The following is a 17,385-nucleotide window of genomic DNA, read 5'->3' as shown; positions in this document are numbered from 1 at the left end:
GGCAAATTGTCAGCCATTTTTTTCAGCTATCTCAAAATTTGCTATTTTTGAGAGAGTTTTAGTTATCTCTGTAATCCTTGCGCGTAAATTCGTGATAGCTGTCGTAAAGCTGTCACTGGCTGGCGAAGATTTGGCCAGTCACGTCTACCCTTGTTATACCTCACACAGCAAGGAGACGATCATGACCAACAATCCCCCTTCAGCACGTGTTCAGCCCGGCGAGTATGGTTTTCCTCTTAAGTTAAAAGCACGCTACGATAACTTTATCGGCGGCGAGTGGGTCGCGCCTGCCGACGGTGAGTATTACCAGAACCTGACGCCGGTGACCGGGCAGCTACTGTGCGAAGTGGCGTCTTCGGGCAAACGTGACATCGATCTGGCGCTGGATGCTGCGCATAAAGTGAAAGATAAATGGGCGCATACCTCGGTGCAGGATCGAGCGGCGATTCTGTTTAAGATTGCCGATCGGATGGAGCAGAACCTCGAGCTGTTAGCGACGGCTGAAACCTGGGATAACGGCAAACCTATCCGCGAAACCAGTGCAGCCGATGTGCCGCTGGCGATTGACCATTTCCGCTATTTTGCCTCGTGTATTCGGGCGCAGGAAGGCGGTATTAGTGAAGTGGATAGCGAAACCGTGGCTTACCACTTCCACGAACCGTTAGGCGTGGTGGGGCAGATTATCCCGTGGAACTTCCCGCTGTTGATGGCGAGCTGGAAAATGGCCCCTGCGCTGGCGGCGGGCAACTGCGTGGTGCTGAAACCCGCACGTCTTACCCCGCTCTCAGTACTGCTGCTAATGGAAATCGTCGGTGATTTACTGCCGCCGGGCGTGGTGAACGTGGTCAATGGCGCAGGTGGGGAAATTGGCGAATATCTGGCGACCTCGAAACGCATCGCCAAAGTGGCGTTTACCGGCTCAACGGAAGTGGGCCAACAAATTATGCAGTACGCCACGCAAAATATTATTCCGGTAACCCTGGAGCTGGGCGGCAAGTCGCCAAATATCTTCTTTGCTGATGTGATGGATGAAGAAGATGCCTTTTTCGATAAAGCGCTGGAAGGCTTTGCACTGTTTGCTTTTAACCAGGGCGAAGTTTGCACCTGTCCAAGTCGTGCCTTAGTGCAGGAGTCTATCTACGAACGCTTTATGGAGCGCGCCATCCGCCGTGTCGAAAGCATTCGCAGCGGTAACCCGCTCGATAGCGTGACGCAAATGGGGGCGCAAGTTTCGCACGGGCAACTGGAAACCATCCTCAACTACATTGATATCGGTAAAAAAGAGGGCGCAGACGTGCTCACCGGTGGGCGGCGCAAGCTGCTGGAAGGCGAACTGAAAGACGGCTACTACCTCGAACCGACGATTCTGTTTGGTCAGAACAATATGCGCGTGTTCCAGGAAGAAATTTTTGGTCCGGTGCTGGCGGTAACCACCTTCAAAACGATGGAAGAAGCCCTGGAGCTGGCGAACGACACGCAATATGGTCTGGGGGCTGGTGTCTGGAGCCGCAACGGTAATCTGGCCTATAAGATGGGGCGCGGCATTCAGGCCGGGCGAGTGTGGACCAACTGTTATCACGCTTACCCGGCACATGCGGCGTTTGGTGGCTATAAGCAGTCGGGTATCGGGCGCGAAACCCATAAGATGATGCTGGAGCATTACCAGCAAACCAAGTGCCTGCTGGTGAGCTACTCAGATAAACCGTTGGGTCTGTTCTGATGTGAAAAGCTGCCCGGTGTGTATTGCCGGGCACACTCAGGCATGGTTACTGCCCGTAATAGGCATTGGCCCCATGCTTACGCAGGTAATGCTTATCCAGAAGTTCGTTTTGCATCGCAGGGAGCTGTGGCGCAAGCTGGCGCGAGAACAGGCCCATATAGGCGCACTCTTCGAGTACCACGGCATTATGCACCGCATCGGCGGCGTTATTGCCCCAGGCGAACGGACCGTGAGAATGCACCAGTACCGCCGGGATTTGTGCCGGACTCCTGCCACGTTCTTCGAAGGTTTCAATGATCACTTTGCCGGTCTGGTATTCATACTCGCCGTTAATCTCCGCTGCGGTCATCTGTCGCGTGCAGGGGATTGCGCCATAGAAATAATCGGCGTGCGTAGTACCCCAGGCGGGGAGATCCAGCCCGGCCTGCGACCAGATGGTGGCGTGGCGCGAGTGGGTATGCACAATACCGCCAATTTCTGCATAGCGACGATAAAGCGCCAGATGCGTTGGCGTATCGGACGAGGGCTTTTTGCTACCTTCCACCACCTTGCCGCTGACTATCTCAACCACCACCATATCGTCGGCGGTCATCACGTCGTACTCGACGCCGGAAGGCTTAATTACCAGCCATTGCCGCGTCTTGTCTACCGCACTGACATTGCCCCAGGTAAACGTCACCAGATGGTGAGCGGGAAGCGCCAGATTTGCCGCCAGTACGTCGGCTTTCAGTTGTTCTAACATATAAATCCGGCCTCCTGCATACGCGCTTCAATCCAGCGCCGTGCCTGAATAATCTCCAGCACCGGCTCTTTGGCTTTTTCGGTCCACATCTCAATCAGAAATGATCCGCGATAGTTCAGTTCATGCAGCGTTTTGAAGATACCAACGAAATCGACGCAGCCTTCGCCAAACGGCACGTCGCGGAACTGTCCGGGGCTATGCTCGGTCACTGGCTGGGTATCTTTCAGGTGGATGGCGGCGATACGGTCAATGCCCAGTTTCAGTTCAGCGGGAACATCATTGCCCCAGGCGCTAAGGTTGCCGACGTCCGGGTAGACGGTGAACCACGGCGAGGCGAGCATCTCGTCCCATTTTTTCCATTTGCTGATGGAGTTCATAAACGCGGTATCCATAATCTCCACCGCCAGCATCACCTGCGCGGCGGCTGCCTGTTCAACCGCCCACGCCAGCCCTTCGGCAAAACGTTGCTGCGTGCCTTCGTCATGGGCTTCGTAATAGACGTCGTAGCCCGCCAGTTGAATGGTGCGAATACCGAGATCGCGCGCCAGACGAATTGCTTTACTCATGATCTCCCGTGCTCGCTGGCGTACCGCGTCGTCACGGCTACCAAAGGGAAAACGACGATGTGCGGACAGGCACATCGACGGGATCCCAACACCCGTTTCGATCATCGCGGCAACCAGCGAAGTCCTTTGTGCGGCGCTCCAGTCAAGGCGCGACAGACGCTCGTCAGTTTCATCCACCGACATTTCGACAAAATCAAAACCGCAGCTTTTTGCCAGCACCAGCCGCTCCGGCCAGGAGAGATCTTTCGCCAGCGCTTTTTCATAAATCCCTAACGGATGATTACGCACGCGCGCCTCCCCAGATAGCGTCGATTTGCGCATGGAAGTCGGCAGCTACCTGTGCCGGATTTGCTGCGCCTGCCAGTGCTCGTCCGGCAATAAATGCCTTCACGCGGCTATCTTTAAACAGCGGCAGGTCAGCAGGCGTAATCCCGCCGGTAATGGAAAGCTCAAGGCCGATATCGGAAAGCGCCTTCATGCGTGCCAGATCGGCTTCGCCCCACTGTTGCCCGCTGGCTTGCGCGTCACGGCCACGATGATAAATGGCCTGCCGCACGCCAATACGATGCCAGTCGCGGGCGTCGTCCAGCGTCCAGTTACCAAAAAGCTCTATCTGGATTTCACCACCGCAGCTTTGCGCCATTGCGTGGCCTTTTTCTACCGTCGCGAGCGGCGCAGCGCAGATGATGGTCATCCAGTTAGCGCCTGCGCCAAACGCCTGTTGCGCGAGCGTTTCACCAGCATCGGCGACCTTCCAGTCAGCAACGATGATTTTGTCCGGGCACTGTTCGCGCAAGGCTTTCACCGCGCCAAGCCCTTCGTTTAAACAGAGAATGGTGCCCGCTTCGACGATATCGACGCTGTCTTTTAACAGCGCAACGTCGCGCTGTGCGGCTTCAAGTGATGAGTGGTCGAGGGCCAGTTGCAGAAGTGGTCTGCTCATAATGTGTTCTCCTTAACGCGGGCATGAAAGCCCTGTAGTGCGGCAATGAGGTGCTGATAGCGTTGGTATTTTTGTTGGTAAAGCTGATGGGCGGTCATATCCGGTAACAGGGTGCGCACCGGGTGCTGTTGATCGCGCTGGGCTTCGCTGAAATCACGATAAACACCGGTGCCGACGCGGGCTGCAAGCGCCGCGCCAAAACAGCCGGTTTCTTCCACCTGCGGCAGTTCGATACGTAAGCCGCTGACGTCCGCCAGCATTTGCATCCAGACATCGGAGTGCGCCGGGCCACCAGTCACGCGCAGGGTGTGAACATCAGTAAAACGTTCGCGCATCCGGTTGAGATGGGTCATATGGCTGAACACCACCCCTTCATAGATGGCCTGCAACAGGTGCGCGCGGGTGTGAATAGCCTGCATCCCGTAGAAACCGCTGGTCATCTCAAGTCCGGCGTTGCTGCCGTACAGGAACGGCAGGAAAAAGAGATCGCCACCGGCTTTCGGTAAGCTGACAACAGCCTGGTTGATCTCAGCAAACGAGATTTCTCCCCACTGCGCGGTAAACCATTCGAGATTGCCGGAAGACGTAGGGCTGGCTTCGTGAACGATAAATTCATCGTCGTTAACGTAGCGGCCATAGACATACGGATGCGCTTCACCGTCACGCAAACCGCAGGTTATGCCGCTGGTCACCGCCCAGGTCCCCATCACCGCATTGAGGGTAAATTCGTCTTCGATTCCGGCGCAGAGTGCGGTAGAAACCACATCAAACAGGCCGCCGACAACGGGCGTACCCGCTTTCAGACCGGTCAGTGCGGCTGTCTGAGCGGTGATTTCCCCGCAGATTTCGGCAGATCCAACAACAGGCGGCAGGGCGTGATTGATTTCACTGATCCCCAGCCAGTCGGTGAGGCACGGGTCATATTCCCCGCGACTCATGTTGTAGAGATTGGATTCGGAAATATTGCTCTCTTCACAGCCTTTGACGCCGGTTAAACACCAACGCAGGTAGTCGTGCGTCATCATCACGCAGCCAATTTGCGCGTAGCGTTCTGGTTCGTGCTCTTTCAGCCAGCGTAACAGCGACACCGGATGCCCGGTCCACAAGGTTTGTCGGGTCAGCGGGTAGAGTTTTTCCGGGATGCTATCTTCCTGCCAGCGACGAACGATTTCCATCGCCCGGCGATCCGAGGACAAAATGGCGTTACCGAGCGGCTTGTCGTTTTTATCCAGCAAAAACAAGCCCTTTCCCTGTGCGGAGATACCGATGCCGACAATTTGCTCCCCGCTAACGCTGGAATGGGTAAGCAGGGAGCGAATGACAGCCATGCAGCATTGCCACAGTTCTGCCATATCGCGCTCTGCCCAGCCTGGCTGCGGGCTTAATGCGCACAGCGGCAGGCGCTGTACGCCTGCCTCCCGGCCTTCGCGGTCATACAGGCCGGCTTTCAGCCAGCTACCGCCACAATCTAACCCCAGCCAGTATTGCGTCATGGCTTATTGCACCTCATCCACGGCTTTCAGCAGGTCAGCGCCCTGCGGAACATCTTTTACAAACATGTCGCGGACCTGAGTACCCAGAGCGTCGCTAAAGGCTTTGCGATCAAGTTCGGTGATGACTTCCACGCCAGCGTCTTTCATGCCGTCGATGATTTTTTGCTGATTTTCGGCGACCAGTTTGCGCTGGTAGTTACCTGCTTCTTGTGCTGATGAGATAAGCACTTGCTGGAACTCCGGGCTTAAGCCATCAAATTTCGCTTTGTTGATCACTACCAGAAGCGGGGAATAGGCATGGTGAGTCAGAGATAGGTACTTCTGCACTTCATAAAATTTTGCCGACCAGACGACGTTGATGGGATGTTCCTGAGCGTCGATAGTGCGTGTTTCCAGTCCGGTATAGACTTCGGCAAACGGCATCGGGATAGGGTTAGCGCCAAATACTTTAAATGCGGCGATATTCATCGGGCTGTTGTTGGTGCGGATTTTCAGCCCTTTCAGGTCGCCAGGCGTTTTAACCGGTTGGCGTGAGTTGGTGACATCGCGCCAGCCGTTTTCCCAGTAGGCCAGTACTTTCAGTCCCTTACCTTCAAGGGAGGCCTTCAGTTCATCGCCGACTTTGCCGTCGAGTGTTTTATGCGCGTGGGCGGTATCGCGGAACAGGAAAGGAACATCAAGCAGGTTCATCACAGGTGATAATCCGGCAAAGTTATTCGAGCCAGACATCTCCATATCAATAGTGCCGCCACGCACGCCACTGATCATCGCTTGTGCGTTACCGAGAGTACTGTCCGGGAACAGTTTTAATTTCAGCTCGCCTTTGGTTCTCTCCTGCAATAAATCATTAAATTTTTTCGCCGCAATATGTTGAGAGTCGGTTTGCGATGTTTCATAACCGAAACGTAATGATTGTGTCGCCAGTGAAGATGTACTGAATGCAGCCAGGCCAGCAATGAATAATGCGTAGGTTACAGAACGTAATTTCATAATATTTTCCTTTTAATTAATCCATTTCAACGGGAGGATGATGAGATCGGGAATAAAAACAAATAAGGCTAATAAGGAATATAAAACCAGGACGTAAGGGAAAACGCCTCTGACTGCATCATCGAATTTGAGTTTAGCCACCCCTGAAATAACGTTAAGCACATTACCGATAGGCGGTGTAATTAAGCCGATTGAGCAGTTGATGATAAACATGACACCGAAATAAATCGGATCGATTCCTGCCTCTTTAACTAAAGGCATTAATACCGGGGTAAGAATTAACACCGTCGGCGTTAAATCCATGACCATGCCGACAATCAGGATAGCCACCATAATGACGATAAACAGCAGACGCGGTGAATCGACCAACGGTTGCAGTAAATCAGAAACCATCATCGGCAATTCAGCAATGGTAATCAGCCAGGCAGAAACTTGTGCCGAGGCCACCAGAAACATCACCACTGAGGTCGTTTTCGCCGCGCCAATGAGTACATGCCAAAGTGTGGCGAAGGTCATTTCACGGTAAATAACTGTGGCGACAAACAACGCATAGAAAGCAGCAACGGCCCCGGCTTCGGTAGGGGTAAACAGACCGGAGCGAAAGCCGCCAATAATAATGACCGGAAGAAATAGCGCCCAGATACCGGAAACAAAAGAGTGCCAGATTTCTCGTTTCGTTGCTTTTTGCTGACGGGGTAAATTAAGACGACTGGCCTGCCACCACCATGTGAGCATCAGCGTTGCGCCCATCATAATGCCTGGGGCAATACCCGCCATAAACAGCTTGCTGATGGATAATCCGCTGGAAACGCCGAAGATAATAAACGGAATGGAAGGGGGAATAATTGGCGCGATAATCCCGCCAGAGGCAATCAGCCCCGCAGCCCGGTTGACCGGGTAATTGGCGCTGCGCATCATCGGCACTAATAGCGCGGCAACGGCGGCGGTATCAGCAACAGCAGAACCAGAAAGGCTCGCCATAATCATAGCCGCCAGCACGCCGACGTAGCCCAGCCCGCCTGGTTTATGCCCCACCAGTTTCATCGGCAGGTCAACAATGCGTTTTGATAAGCCGCCCGCATTCATGATTTCACCCGCCAGTACAAAGAACGGAATCGCCAGCAGGGAGAAGCTGTCAGCACCGTTTACCAGCGTTTGCGCCATGATCTGGACATCAAACATATCCAGCCAGAACATAAGCGCCGCCCCGCACAACAGTAGCGACCAGGCAATAGGCAAACCGATAGCAATGCCACCCAACAGGCAGCCCAGAAAAATCAGCACAGCCATGATTAAGCTCCTTGCGGTGGCGGCGTTAGAGAATTGCTACGCGTGATGAGTTGATATAAAAGGCGCAGCTCAAAGAATGCGATAACGAGGCTGGTGGGCAGACAAGCGGCATACATCAGGCCGATGGGCAAGCCGAGGATCGGTGAATAATCGCTCCAGTCCTGAATTGTTTTTAGCGTTGCGCCCCAGGCCAGTGCGCCACAAATAAATAATATTAAGGAATGGGTGATCAGAGCGACTCGTCGCTGCCACGCGGGGGAGAGTTTCTCCACCAGAAAGGTAACCTGAACGTGGGCGTTATCCATAAAAGCCACAATCGCGCCAATAAAGGTTAACCAGACAAATAAATAACGCGACAATTCATCTACAGATAAAATACTTGTCTGAAAACCATATCTTAAAATAATGTTTATAAACACAATACAGGAAAGTACGGCGAGATTAATCGCCAGTATTGCTTCAAGTATTTTTTTCATAGCTATTCCTTGAGGCTATGTTTGTCATAATTCAAGTTGCATGTGCAGCAACCTGAATTATTAATATAGTTAGAGCAATAACATTACCCAGGCGTTCTGGCGTAGACGATTATTCGATTAATTTAGCGCCGTTAATGCGACTTTAACCACAACTTTTCGTATCTCAGAGGCTGTTTGCAGAATACAGCCTGGTCGATGAACATCCTGAGGAAAGAAAATAGCGTAGCTACCCGGTATCATTTCTATAAATGATTCATGTTCACTATCGTGATAAAAAATAATATCGCGCTGCTCTAATAGTGATTCGCTGACTTTATTATTTCCTGTATCAATAGCAATGCCGATTTTCTCTTTGCCCCACGCCAGAAATTGAATATCGATATACCGACGATGCACTTCCGGACGGTTTTCCTCTACTGCACGCGTCGTTAAGTCGATAATTTGTGCGTAAATATTTTTGCCGTCGATTTCGACAACGCCCGACTCCAGGACGTTGAAATCAGTGGCGCGCAGAAAATCGAGCGCCTTTTCAATAGCAGCGGGCAAACGGCACGGGTTAGGCTGCGCGATATGTCCAAAAATCATGGCTTATCTCCTTATAACGCCTGGATTTTTGCCCATACGCTGTCATCAACGGTAATACCGTTACGGCGGTTTTCTGCCAGCAGGGTGGTAAATTCGTGGCCGGGTAAGCGAATGGCCTGGTTTTCATCGGCGCGTTCAGCGGTAGTAACATAATCCATGATGCGTTGTAGCTTGGCATCGCGGGTGGCGCCGTCGATAAGCTTGTCCACTTCAATGGCGATAAAGATTTGCGATACGCCATATTCGTCGCTGTTATCCTGGGTGACTTCGGCAACGGATGCGCCGTCGGAAAGGAGAGTAGCGATCATATCCAGCACGATCGACATACCAGAACCTTTCCAGTAACCCATCGGCAAAATACGGCGATTTTTCTCGATAATGCCAGGTTCTTTGGTCAAATTGCCCTCATCATCAAAGCCACCATCGACCGGGAGCTGACGACCTGCAAGGCGGTTAACTTCTAACATGCCGTAGGAAAACATCGACATCGACATATCGACCATGGTGATTGGGGTAGAAGGAATGGCGACGATCAGCGGGTTAGTGCCGATGCGACACTCTTTTGCGCCCCACGGTGGCATTACGGCGATGGAGTTGGTCCAGCAAATGCCAATATAGCCTTTTTCTGCCGCCTGCCAGCCGTAGCTGCCGCCGCGCATCCAGTGGTTGGCATTACGCAACGCCACCAGACCAATACCGTGATCGGCAGCCAGTTCAATGGCGCGATCCATCATCTTTTTCGCCGTCAGATTGCCGATTGAACGCTGAGCATCCCATTGCTCGATAGCGCCAAGAGTGGTTATACGTTTGGCCTCGGCATCGGGAATGATATCGCCATTATCCAGTTGTTGGATGAAGCGTGGGAAGCGGTTAACACCGTGAGAATAAACGCCTGATTCGGTGGTGCGGGCAAACATTTCAGCACAGGCATCGGCGGTTTCAACAGCCACTCCCCGGGAAAGTAATACCCGATTGAAGGCTGCTTTTAACTGTTCAAATGACACTTTCATCCCTGGATTCCTTATTTTTGTGTGATCGCTTTTTTATCGCTAAATTTCACTATGCGAAATTTGATTTCAAATATATCGATCGCTATTTAACAAAGCAATCTGATTCATGGTTTTAAAAAATAAACAAAATCAATGTGTTGTAAATTATCTGTCGAGATCGTGAACTGCGACACACTTTGCGCTACCATCAGGGCGCGACAAAATGGGAAGCCGAATATGGGGAAAAAAGAGGGCGATATGACGCAAGAAAAAGAAAGGCCAGCCGGAAGTCAGAGCCTGTTTCGCGGTTTGATGTTGATTGAGATCCTCAGTAACTATCCCAACGGATGTCCACTGGCGCTTCTCTCTGAACTGGCAGGGCTGAACAAAAGTACCGTCCACCGTTTATTGCAGGGGCTACAGTCCTGCGGTTATGTGACAACAGCTCCGGCAGCGGGTAGCTACCGCCTGACCACCAAATTTATCGCCGTTGGGCAAAAAGCATTGTCATCGCTGAATATCATTCATATTGCCGCTCCGCATCTTGAGGCGTTGAATATTGCTACCGGTAAAACGATTAATTTCTCCAGCCGCGAAGATGATCACGCGATTTTGATTTATAAACTGGAACCCACCACCGGGATGCTGCGAACCCGCGCTTATATTGGTCAGCATATGCCGCTCTACTGTTCGGCGATGGGCAAAATCTACATGGCGTTTGGTCAGCCGGAATATGTGAAATCTTACTGGGAAAGCCATCAGGAGGAGATCCAGCCATTGACGCGTAATACCATCACTGAATTGCCTGAGATGTATAAAGAGTTAGCGCAAATTCGTGAAAGCAGCATGGCGATGGACCGGGAAGAGAATGAAATAGGTGTTTCCTGTATTGCTGTACCTGTATTTGATATTCACGGGCGGGTGCCGTACGCAGTTTCTATCTCTCTTTCGACGTCACGTCTTAAACAAATCGGCGAAAGCAATCTGCTTAAGCCGCTACAGGAAACCGCTCAGGCAATTTCCCACGAGCTTGGCTTTACGGTACGTGATTGAGCGAACGATCAAAACTTGATGAAATTCTGACAAATTTTTCTCGTACCCCTTTTTTGATCAAGGCGAGAATGATATTTCGTCTGGCACTCTTAGCGTTTTACGACGGGGGGAAGGGAATGAACCGATTTATTATGGCCGATGCTGGTAAGTGTATCGGCTGTCGCACCTGCGAGGTGGCTTGTGCGGTGTCGCATCAACAAAATCAGGATTGTGCCGCACTGTCGCCTGCCGAAATGGTGTCGCGTATTCGGGTAATCAAAGATCAAGCCTTTACCACGGCGGTTGCCTGTCATCAGTGCGAAGATGCCCCGTGTGCAAATGTCTGTCCGGTACAGGCGATTCGCCGTGAACGAGGGCATATCTTTGTAGAACAGTCGCGTTGTATTGGCTGCAAGAGCTGCATGTTGGCTTGCCCGTTTGGGGCGATGAGAGTTGTTGCGCAGGAATCTCAGGTGCAGGCGATTAAATGCGATCTCTGTTGGCATCGGGATAACGGGCCTGCCTGCGTTGAAGCTTGCCCGACACATGCGTTGCAGTGCGTGGATGCGATGCAAGTACAGCGTCAGCGGCTGCGGCAACAACCTGTTTAAAACATCCCCGGCCTGTTTCAGTGCCGGGGTGCTTGATTAATGACTTTCCGCCCAGGCGCGTTCAATCTCTTCTGCCAGAATCTTCACGCCCTCTTCAATTTTCTCCGGCTCTGGTACGTAGTTCATGCGCATACATTGGTGCGTATGCGGCCACGGTTTATCCAGCCCAGGGAAGAAGTAGTGACCGGGCACCATCAGCACCCCACGTGCTTTCAGGCGTTGATAAAGCTGCTCGGTGGTAATGGGTAAATCTTTAAACCATAACCAAAGGAAGATCGCGCCTTCAGGCTTGTGAATCAAACAGCGATCTTCTGGCAAATAGCGGCGAATAATCGCGATTGTCTGTTGAACGCGCTGAAAGTAAAACGGCTTAATCACCGTTTCCGACAGGCGCAGCAAATCATTACGTTTGATCATTTCACTCATCATCGCCGGGCCAATACCGCCAGGTGCGAGACTGATAATACCGTTCATATTGGTAATGGCAGTGATGATCTTTTCATTGGCAATAATAATGCCGCAGCGGGAGCCGGGTAGCCCCAGTTTGGAAAGACTCATGCATAACACGATATTGGGATTCCACAGCGGACGTGCTTCGCTGAAGATAATTCCGGGGAATGGCACGCCATAGGCATTATCAATCACTAATGGAATACCGTGTTGATTAGCCAATGCATCCAGCTTTATCAATTCGTCATCAGTGATCACATTCCCTGTCGGGTTAGTTGGTCTGGAGACACAAATCATCCCCGTTTCTTCGCCAATACGCAGATGTTCAAAGTCCACGTGATACTTAAACTGGCCTTCTGGTAAGAGTTCGATATTAGGGCGTGCAGAGACAAACAGATCCTCTTCCAGCCCGGAATCAGCATAGCCAATGTATTCAGGGGCTAACGGGAACAGCACCTTTTTGACGCGACCATCAGCGCGTCGTCCGGCAAACAGATTAAACAAGTAGAAAAATGCACTCTGGCTGCCATTTGTTAGTGCAATATTCTGAGGTTCAATATCCCAACCCAGCTTCTCACGTAGCAGTCCGGCCAGTGCTGTCAGCAGTTCTGTCTTGCCTTGCGGTCCGTCGTAATTACACAAGGCATCGGTGGCTTTGCCACTTGCCAGCATGTCTGTCAGCAGCGTCTGGAAGTAGTCGTGCATTTCCGGGATCTGCGCCGGATTTCCACCACCAAGCATAATCGCGCCAGGTGTACGTAAACCGTCGTTAAGATCTTCCATCAGCTGGGTAATGCCAGAATGGCGGGTAAATTTGTCGCCAAAAAGTGAGAATGTCATAGCGGATTTTCTGTCGAACTCAGTATCAAGGAAGGTAACAATAACGCTACATTTGGTGGGGTGCAAATCAGCTGTAAGCGGCGTGAGTGGCGGTTTATGCTGGGTACTTTCTATTATATAGAATTTGATTCTGATAAGGCTTCCCGGCAGTTTGCCACACGGGAAGCCAAAACCATTAATGTTGTCCCGCCCAGATAACCATCACTTTATCGTCGCCATGTTCGCGAACAAATCCGTAACCTTGTGGCAAAGATAACGTGGTTTGTTTGCCTGCGCCTATTGCCAGGTGACGGGCGCGGAACTGGCTGATGCGCTGCCAGTGCTTGACGCTGGCGGCGGATTTATTGCTGACATCCTGCCAGTTCATATCCGAACGAGTGCCTTGCAGCGGATCTGAACCTGTGGGGCCAAACGGACGTAAGGATTCATCACCATAAAAAATTTGCACTGCACCAGGGGCGAGTAAAAGCAGTTCTGCTGCTTTATTACCACCTTCCCGGAACAGACGAGTATCGTGTGAGGAGAGATAACTTAGTACGTTGAAATCCTGCAATTTCTCCGCCATTTGCTGCCAGATGTTGTCCATCTGTGCCAGACAATCGACCGCTTTCGCTGCTTGATCCTGATAATCGAAATTGATCATCGCGTCGAAGCCGTTGCGGTAGTAGTCGCTTTGCATCACGCCATGACCCCAGGCTTCTCCGGTCATCCAGAAGGGATTGTCATCTAACGCTTTTTCGGGATTAGCTTTCTTCCACTCGTTAAGTGCAGCACTGGCTTCGGTTTTTAGTTGTTGCCAGGCGGGCAACTCAACATGTTTGGCCGTATCCACCCGGAATCCGTCGATACCATAATCGCGTACCCATTGGCTTAGCCAGTGAGTTAAATAATCGCGCGGCGTATAACCATCGATGGCTTTGGCGTGGGTATCCGGTTTGTTTTTATAGAACACCGGCAGGCCAGAAGGGGTAGTGGATTCAGTTTTTATATCCGGTAGAAAGGCCAGCGACATGGTGAGATCGTCAAAACCGGGATTGTCGTAATCACCAATATCGGTACGGATCCAGTTTTTCCCCCACCACTTTTCCCAGCCTGTTTTGTCGCTGAAATTGATGTAATCGTTAAAGCTATGCCATGTTTGCCCGGCAGCAGGCTTCCAGTCACTCCAGCGGTTGCCCAGCGTTTTTTTCAGCTCGTCACCGGAAAGATATAACGCGCCGAACTGAAACTCCTGCATATCCGCCAGCGTGGCATAACCGGTGTGGTTCATCACGACATCAAAGAGAATACGAATACCGCGCTGATGCGCACCATTAATTAGTGTTCGCAGATCGGCTTCGTTACCCATATTGGCATCCAGATTCGTCCAGTCCTGGGTGTAATAACCGTGGTAGGCATAATGCGGGAAATCGCCTTTTGTACCGCCACCAACCCAGCCGTGGATTTGCTCAAACGGGGCGCTAATCCATAAAGCATTGACGCCCAGTTGCTGGAGATAATCCAGTTTGTTGGTCAGCCCGCGTAAATCACCACCGTGAAAGGTGCCAATTTCCTGCATGCCATCTTTATGGCGTCCGTAACTTTGGTCATTGCCGGGATCACCATTTTCAAAACGGTCTGTCAGTACAAAGTAAACCGTGGCGTTATGCCAGTCGAAAGAGGCGGGAGTATGCGTTTCCGCGCGTTCCAGGAGCAGTAAGCCGTTACTTTCATCTGCCGGTTTTAAGGTGATATGGCCATTTTTCACCGTAACGATTTGCTGACTGTAGTATTCACGTATCGCAGCGCCTTCAGGAAAGGTTTGGCTAACGTCCAGAGTGAGCGGTTGCCCATCCCATTTCGGGCATTCACGGATCAGATTTACTGCTGGTTGTGCTGTGCTGGTCACCGAAATCATCAACGTTGGCGTACCAGAGCGTGTATCAACTTGTAAGGTGTACTCGCCATCGCGGAATAATCGCCACTGGGGAGGTGTGCTGTCACAAGGTTTCAGGGAAAGCATCTGATTGAGTTTTATGGCATCCGCAGGTTGCCAGCACTGTTGGTCAAAATTTAACGTTAACGTGCGCGTACCTTTGGTCAACTGCGCGTGACTGGCATATGTACCTGTACTTTGTTCGTCAAAGGTGGGAAATCCCCCGGAAGTCCAGGTGGCGGCAACGGCAACGCCAGGCAGAAGTAGCAGAAAACAGGCGGCAAGTTTCATAATGGATGAGCTCTTATTGCTGCGAATTTCACCAGTTTGCCAGTGATAAGTCCGGTAAAACTCCTCCCTGGTAATCATTGCACGAGGATGAGGCGAAAGGGTGAGTATTTGGCCCGGGATTTAAGCGTATTTTTTGCGATAAACCCCACATTTTCTGCGATTTAGCACCAATCTGAATCGTTAGCACGTGACATAGTTTCAGAATTGGACTATTCCTTGGGGTGCTTTTGAGGGCTATTTTTGATATGATTTGAGATTCAACTCTCAAATTTGTGAAAAAGATAAGGTGTTGGAATGATTAAATCCGACCAGGAGACCTGATGATATTGACTCCCATGCGAAGATATGGGGCGATGATTCTTATGTTACTCACTTTGGTATTTTCGAGTGAGGTGTTAGCGAAGACGCACACGACAACAACGAGTCAAAAGTCCCACATAACTAAGGCTAGTAATAAGCAGGTAAGCAGTAAACAAGAGTATTCTCGCAATAGTGTAAAGAGCAGTTCACTTCCTGATTTGCGAAAATACCCTTCCGGAACACCAAGGAAAAAAGCGTTTCTCCGGACGGTTATGCCTTATATTACCAGTCAAAATGCTGCTATCACGGCGGAGCGTAACTGGCTGATTTCAAAACAGTACCAGGGCAAATGGTCGCCTTCAGAACGGGCTCGTTTGAAAGATATCGCCAAACGCTACAAGGTGAAGTGGTCTGGCAATACGCGAAAAATCCCGTGGAATACGCTGCTTGAACGTGTAGACATTATTCCTACCAGCATGGTAGCGACGATGGCTGCAGCAGAAAGCGGTTGGGGTACGTCGAAACTGGCACGTAGCAACAACAACTTGTTTGGCATGAAATGTGGCAAAGGTCGTTGTAATAATGGTCCGGGTAAAGTGAAAGGCTATTCTCACTTTGATTCTGTCAAAGAGTCGGTGAGTGCTTATGTCACTAACTTGAATACGCATCCAGCCTACTCGTCGTTCCGTAAATCACGTGCGCAGCTGCGTAAAGCGGATCAGGAAATCACCGCTACCGCGATGATTCATAAGCTGAAGGGGTATTCTACAAAAGGGCAGAGCTACAATAACTATCTGTACGCGATGTACCAGGATAACCAGCGCTTAATTGCCGCACATATGTAACCCTAAAAGCCGGAAGAACACGCTCAATGCGCTCTCCGGCTTTTTTGTATCTTTTAAATCACCAACACTTCACTATGCCGATCGCGATACTCTTTGGGTGTCGTGTCGTACTCTTTTTTAAACACTGAATAGAAATACTGTAGTGAAGGATAGCCACACATCTGCGAAATTTCGTTGATCGACAATGTGGTAGAGACCAACAGGCTACGTGCTTTCTCCAGTTTTTCAGCGTGAATGACGGCATGAATGGTTTCGCCCACTTCCTCTTTAAAGCGCTTCTCCAGGTTTGAGCGAGAAATTCCCACAGAATCAAGCACCTGATCAACCTTTATCCCTTTGCAGGCATGATTACGAATAAAGTGCATCGCCTGAATAACAGCGGGATCGGTCAGGGAACGATAGTCAGTGGAACGGCGCTCAATGACACGAACAGGAGGAACAAGGATTCGCTGTAACGGCAGTTCTTCTTTGTTCAGCAAGCGATGTAGCAATTTTGCCGCCTGATAGCCCATTTGCCGCGCTCCCTGAGCCACGGAGGAGAGTGCCACACGCGATAAGTAGCGCGTCAGTTCTTCGTTATCGATCCCAATAACACTTAATTTTTCTGGCACCGGGATATGCAGATGCTCACAAGCTTGCAGGATATGTCGGGCGCGGGAATCTGTGACGGCAATTATGCCTGTTTGCGGCGGCAAAGTTTGTAACCAGTCCGCCAGTCTGTTCTGGGCGTGTTGCCAGTTTTCTGGTGCGGTTTGTAGGCCCTGATACACCACTCCACGATATTTTTCTTTCGCAACCAACTGGCGGAAGGCATGTTCTCGCTCGGCAGCCCAGCGTTTGCCACTGGCAGCAGGCAAACCATAGAAAGCAAAACGATTGATCCCTTTTTCTTTTAAATGCAAAAAGGCGCTTTCAACCAATGCATGGTTATCTGTGGCGACATAATGTACATAAGGATAATTTTCTGCCAGATGGTAAGAACCACCAACGCCGACAATGGGAACATGAACATCGGCCAGTAAGTGTTCAATTTCTTCATCGTCGTAATCCGCTATTACGCCATCGCCGAGCCAGTCTTTAATGTTATCAATCCGGGCCCGAAAATCCTCTTCAATGAATATGTCCCATTCTGATTGTGATGCCTGTAAATATTCTCCCACGCCTTCAACAACCTGCCGGTCGTAGGCTTTATTGGCATTAAATAACAGAGTGATACGGTGACGTTTATCAAACATGTGAACATATCCTGCACGGCTAAATATGGGCGAAATGATATTATCACTACGATGATGCATTGCGAATTCACC

At 50.9% G+C, this 17,385-nt stretch carries 16 protein-coding genes; 4 read left to right on the top strand and 12 right to left on the bottom strand.

Annotated elements, in window-relative coordinates; translation table 11 throughout:
• Window positions 1–181: 181 nt before the first annotated feature.
• Window positions 182–1,720: an aldehyde dehydrogenase AldB gene (aldB, locus tag K0335_RS08020; protein ID WP_001362511.1), complete on the top strand. Its 1,539-nt coding sequence runs from the start codon at window positions 182–184 to the stop codon at window positions 1,718–1,720.
• Between the two features lie 46 nt (window positions 1,721–1,766).
• Here aldB and araD read toward each other — a convergent pair whose 3' ends face one another.
• From araD to yiaK, 9 genes are all read right to left on the bottom strand, one after another.
• Window positions 1,767–2,462 (bottom strand): L-ribulose-5-phosphate 4-epimerase, encoded by a 696-nt coding sequence (gene araD, locus K0335_RS08015; RefSeq protein WP_104920420.1) that lies wholly within the window; start codon window positions 2,460–2,462, stop codon window positions 1,767–1,769.
• Window positions 2,456–3,316, bottom strand: a complete 861-nt coding sequence (locus K0335_RS08010) for an L-ribulose-5-phosphate 3-epimerase (protein ID WP_104920421.1) — start codon at window positions 3,314–3,316, stop codon at window positions 2,456–2,458. The genes araD and K0335_RS08010 overlap by 7 nt, the downstream gene beginning before the upstream one ends.
• Window positions 3,309–3,971, bottom strand: a complete 663-nt coding sequence (gene ulaD / locus K0335_RS08005; RefSeq protein ID WP_219393788.1) for a 3-keto-L-gulonate-6-phosphate decarboxylase UlaD — start codon at window positions 3,969–3,971, stop codon at window positions 3,309–3,311. The genes K0335_RS08010 and ulaD overlap by 8 nt, the downstream gene beginning before the upstream one ends.
• Complete coding sequence (gene lyxK / locus K0335_RS08000) at window positions 3,968–5,464, bottom strand: L-xylulokinase (RefSeq protein WP_104917645.1); 1,497 nt, start codon at window positions 5,462–5,464, stop codon at window positions 3,968–3,970. Before lyxK ends, ulaD begins: the two co-directional genes overlap by 4 nt.
• Before the next feature lie 3 nt (window positions 5,465–5,467).
• Window positions 5,468–6,454 carry a 2,3-diketo-L-gulonate TRAP transporter substrate-binding protein YiaO gene (yiaO, locus tag K0335_RS07995; protein ID WP_000776908.1) on the bottom strand — a complete coding sequence of 329 codons (987 nt, stop codon included), beginning with the start codon at window positions 6,452–6,454 and terminating at the stop codon, window positions 5,468–5,470.
• A gap of 12 nt (window positions 6,455–6,466) precedes the next feature.
• Window positions 6,467–7,744 carry a 2,3-diketo-L-gulonate TRAP transporter large permease YiaN gene (gene yiaN / locus K0335_RS07990; protein WP_103253777.1) on the bottom strand — a complete coding sequence of 426 codons (1,278 nt, stop codon included), beginning with the start codon at window positions 7,742–7,744 and terminating at the stop codon, window positions 6,467–6,469.
• Window positions 7,745–7,746: 2 nt separating this feature from the next.
• On the bottom strand, window positions 7,747–8,220 hold the full coding sequence (gene yiaM / locus K0335_RS07985) for a 2,3-diketo-L-gulonate TRAP transporter small permease YiaM (RefSeq protein ID WP_000721660.1): 474 nt from the start codon (window positions 8,218–8,220) through the stop codon (window positions 7,747–7,749).
• Between the two features lie 117 nt (window positions 8,221–8,337).
• Window positions 8,338–8,805, bottom strand: coding sequence for a YhcH/YjgK/YiaL family protein (locus K0335_RS07980; protein WP_000576081.1), 468 nt, complete (start codon window positions 8,803–8,805; stop codon window positions 8,338–8,340).
• Between the two features lie 11 nt (window positions 8,806–8,816).
• Entirely contained in the window at window positions 8,817–9,815 is a 999-nt protein-coding gene (yiaK, locus tag K0335_RS07975; protein WP_104920424.1) for a 3-dehydro-L-gulonate 2-dehydrogenase, read from the bottom strand.
• A 216-nt stretch (window positions 9,816–10,031) separates the two neighbouring features.
• On the opposite strand from yiaK, the gene yiaJ reads away from it, so the two are divergent.
• Window positions 10,032–10,847: an IclR family transcriptional regulator YiaJ gene (gene yiaJ / locus K0335_RS07970; RefSeq protein WP_219393787.1), complete on the top strand. Its 816-nt coding sequence runs from the start codon at window positions 10,032–10,034 to the stop codon at window positions 10,845–10,847.
• A gap of 116 nt (window positions 10,848–10,963) precedes the next feature.
• Window positions 10,964–11,437: a 4Fe-4S dicluster domain-containing protein gene (locus tag K0335_RS07965; protein ID WP_001078806.1), complete on the top strand. Its 474-nt coding sequence runs from the start codon at window positions 10,964–10,966 to the stop codon at window positions 11,435–11,437.
• 36 nt (window positions 11,438–11,473) lie between these two features.
• Here K0335_RS07965 and avtA read toward each other — a convergent pair whose 3' ends face one another.
• Both avtA and malS read right to left on the bottom strand, forming a co-directional pair.
• Window positions 11,474–12,727 carry a valine--pyruvate transaminase gene (gene avtA, locus K0335_RS07960; RefSeq protein WP_104920425.1) on the bottom strand — a complete coding sequence of 418 codons (1,254 nt, stop codon included), beginning with the start codon at window positions 12,725–12,727 and terminating at the stop codon, window positions 11,474–11,476.
• A 175-nt stretch (window positions 12,728–12,902) separates the two neighbouring features.
• The gene (gene malS, locus K0335_RS07955) at window positions 12,903–14,933 is read right to left on the bottom strand and encodes an alpha-amylase (protein ID WP_104920432.1); all 2,031 of its coding nucleotides are present in this window, start codon (window positions 14,931–14,933) and stop codon (window positions 12,903–12,905) included.
• Between the two features lie 320 nt (window positions 14,934–15,253).
• Here malS and K0335_RS07950 point away from each other — a divergent pair, with 320 nt between their 5' ends.
• Window positions 15,254–16,078 carry a protein bax gene (locus tag K0335_RS07950; protein ID WP_002431798.1) on the top strand — a complete coding sequence of 275 codons (825 nt, stop codon included), beginning with the start codon at window positions 15,254–15,256 and terminating at the stop codon, window positions 16,076–16,078.
• 53 nt (window positions 16,079–16,131) lie between these two features.
• On the opposite strand, the gene xylR is transcribed toward K0335_RS07950, so the two are convergent.
• Window positions 16,132–17,313: a D-xylose utilization transcriptional activator XylR gene (xylR, locus tag K0335_RS07945; protein ID WP_000459815.1), complete on the bottom strand. Its 1,182-nt coding sequence runs from the start codon at window positions 17,311–17,313 to the stop codon at window positions 16,132–16,134.
• Between the last annotated feature and the right edge of the window lie 72 nt (window positions 17,314–17,385).

Origin of the sequence: Escherichia sp. GZ89 (genome assembly GCF_019366485.1) — a bacterium.
Taxonomy (GTDB): Bacteria; Pseudomonadota; Gammaproteobacteria; order Enterobacterales; family Enterobacteriaceae; genus Escherichia; species Escherichia fergusonii.
This window is presented reverse-complemented; position numbering and strand designations above follow the sequence as displayed.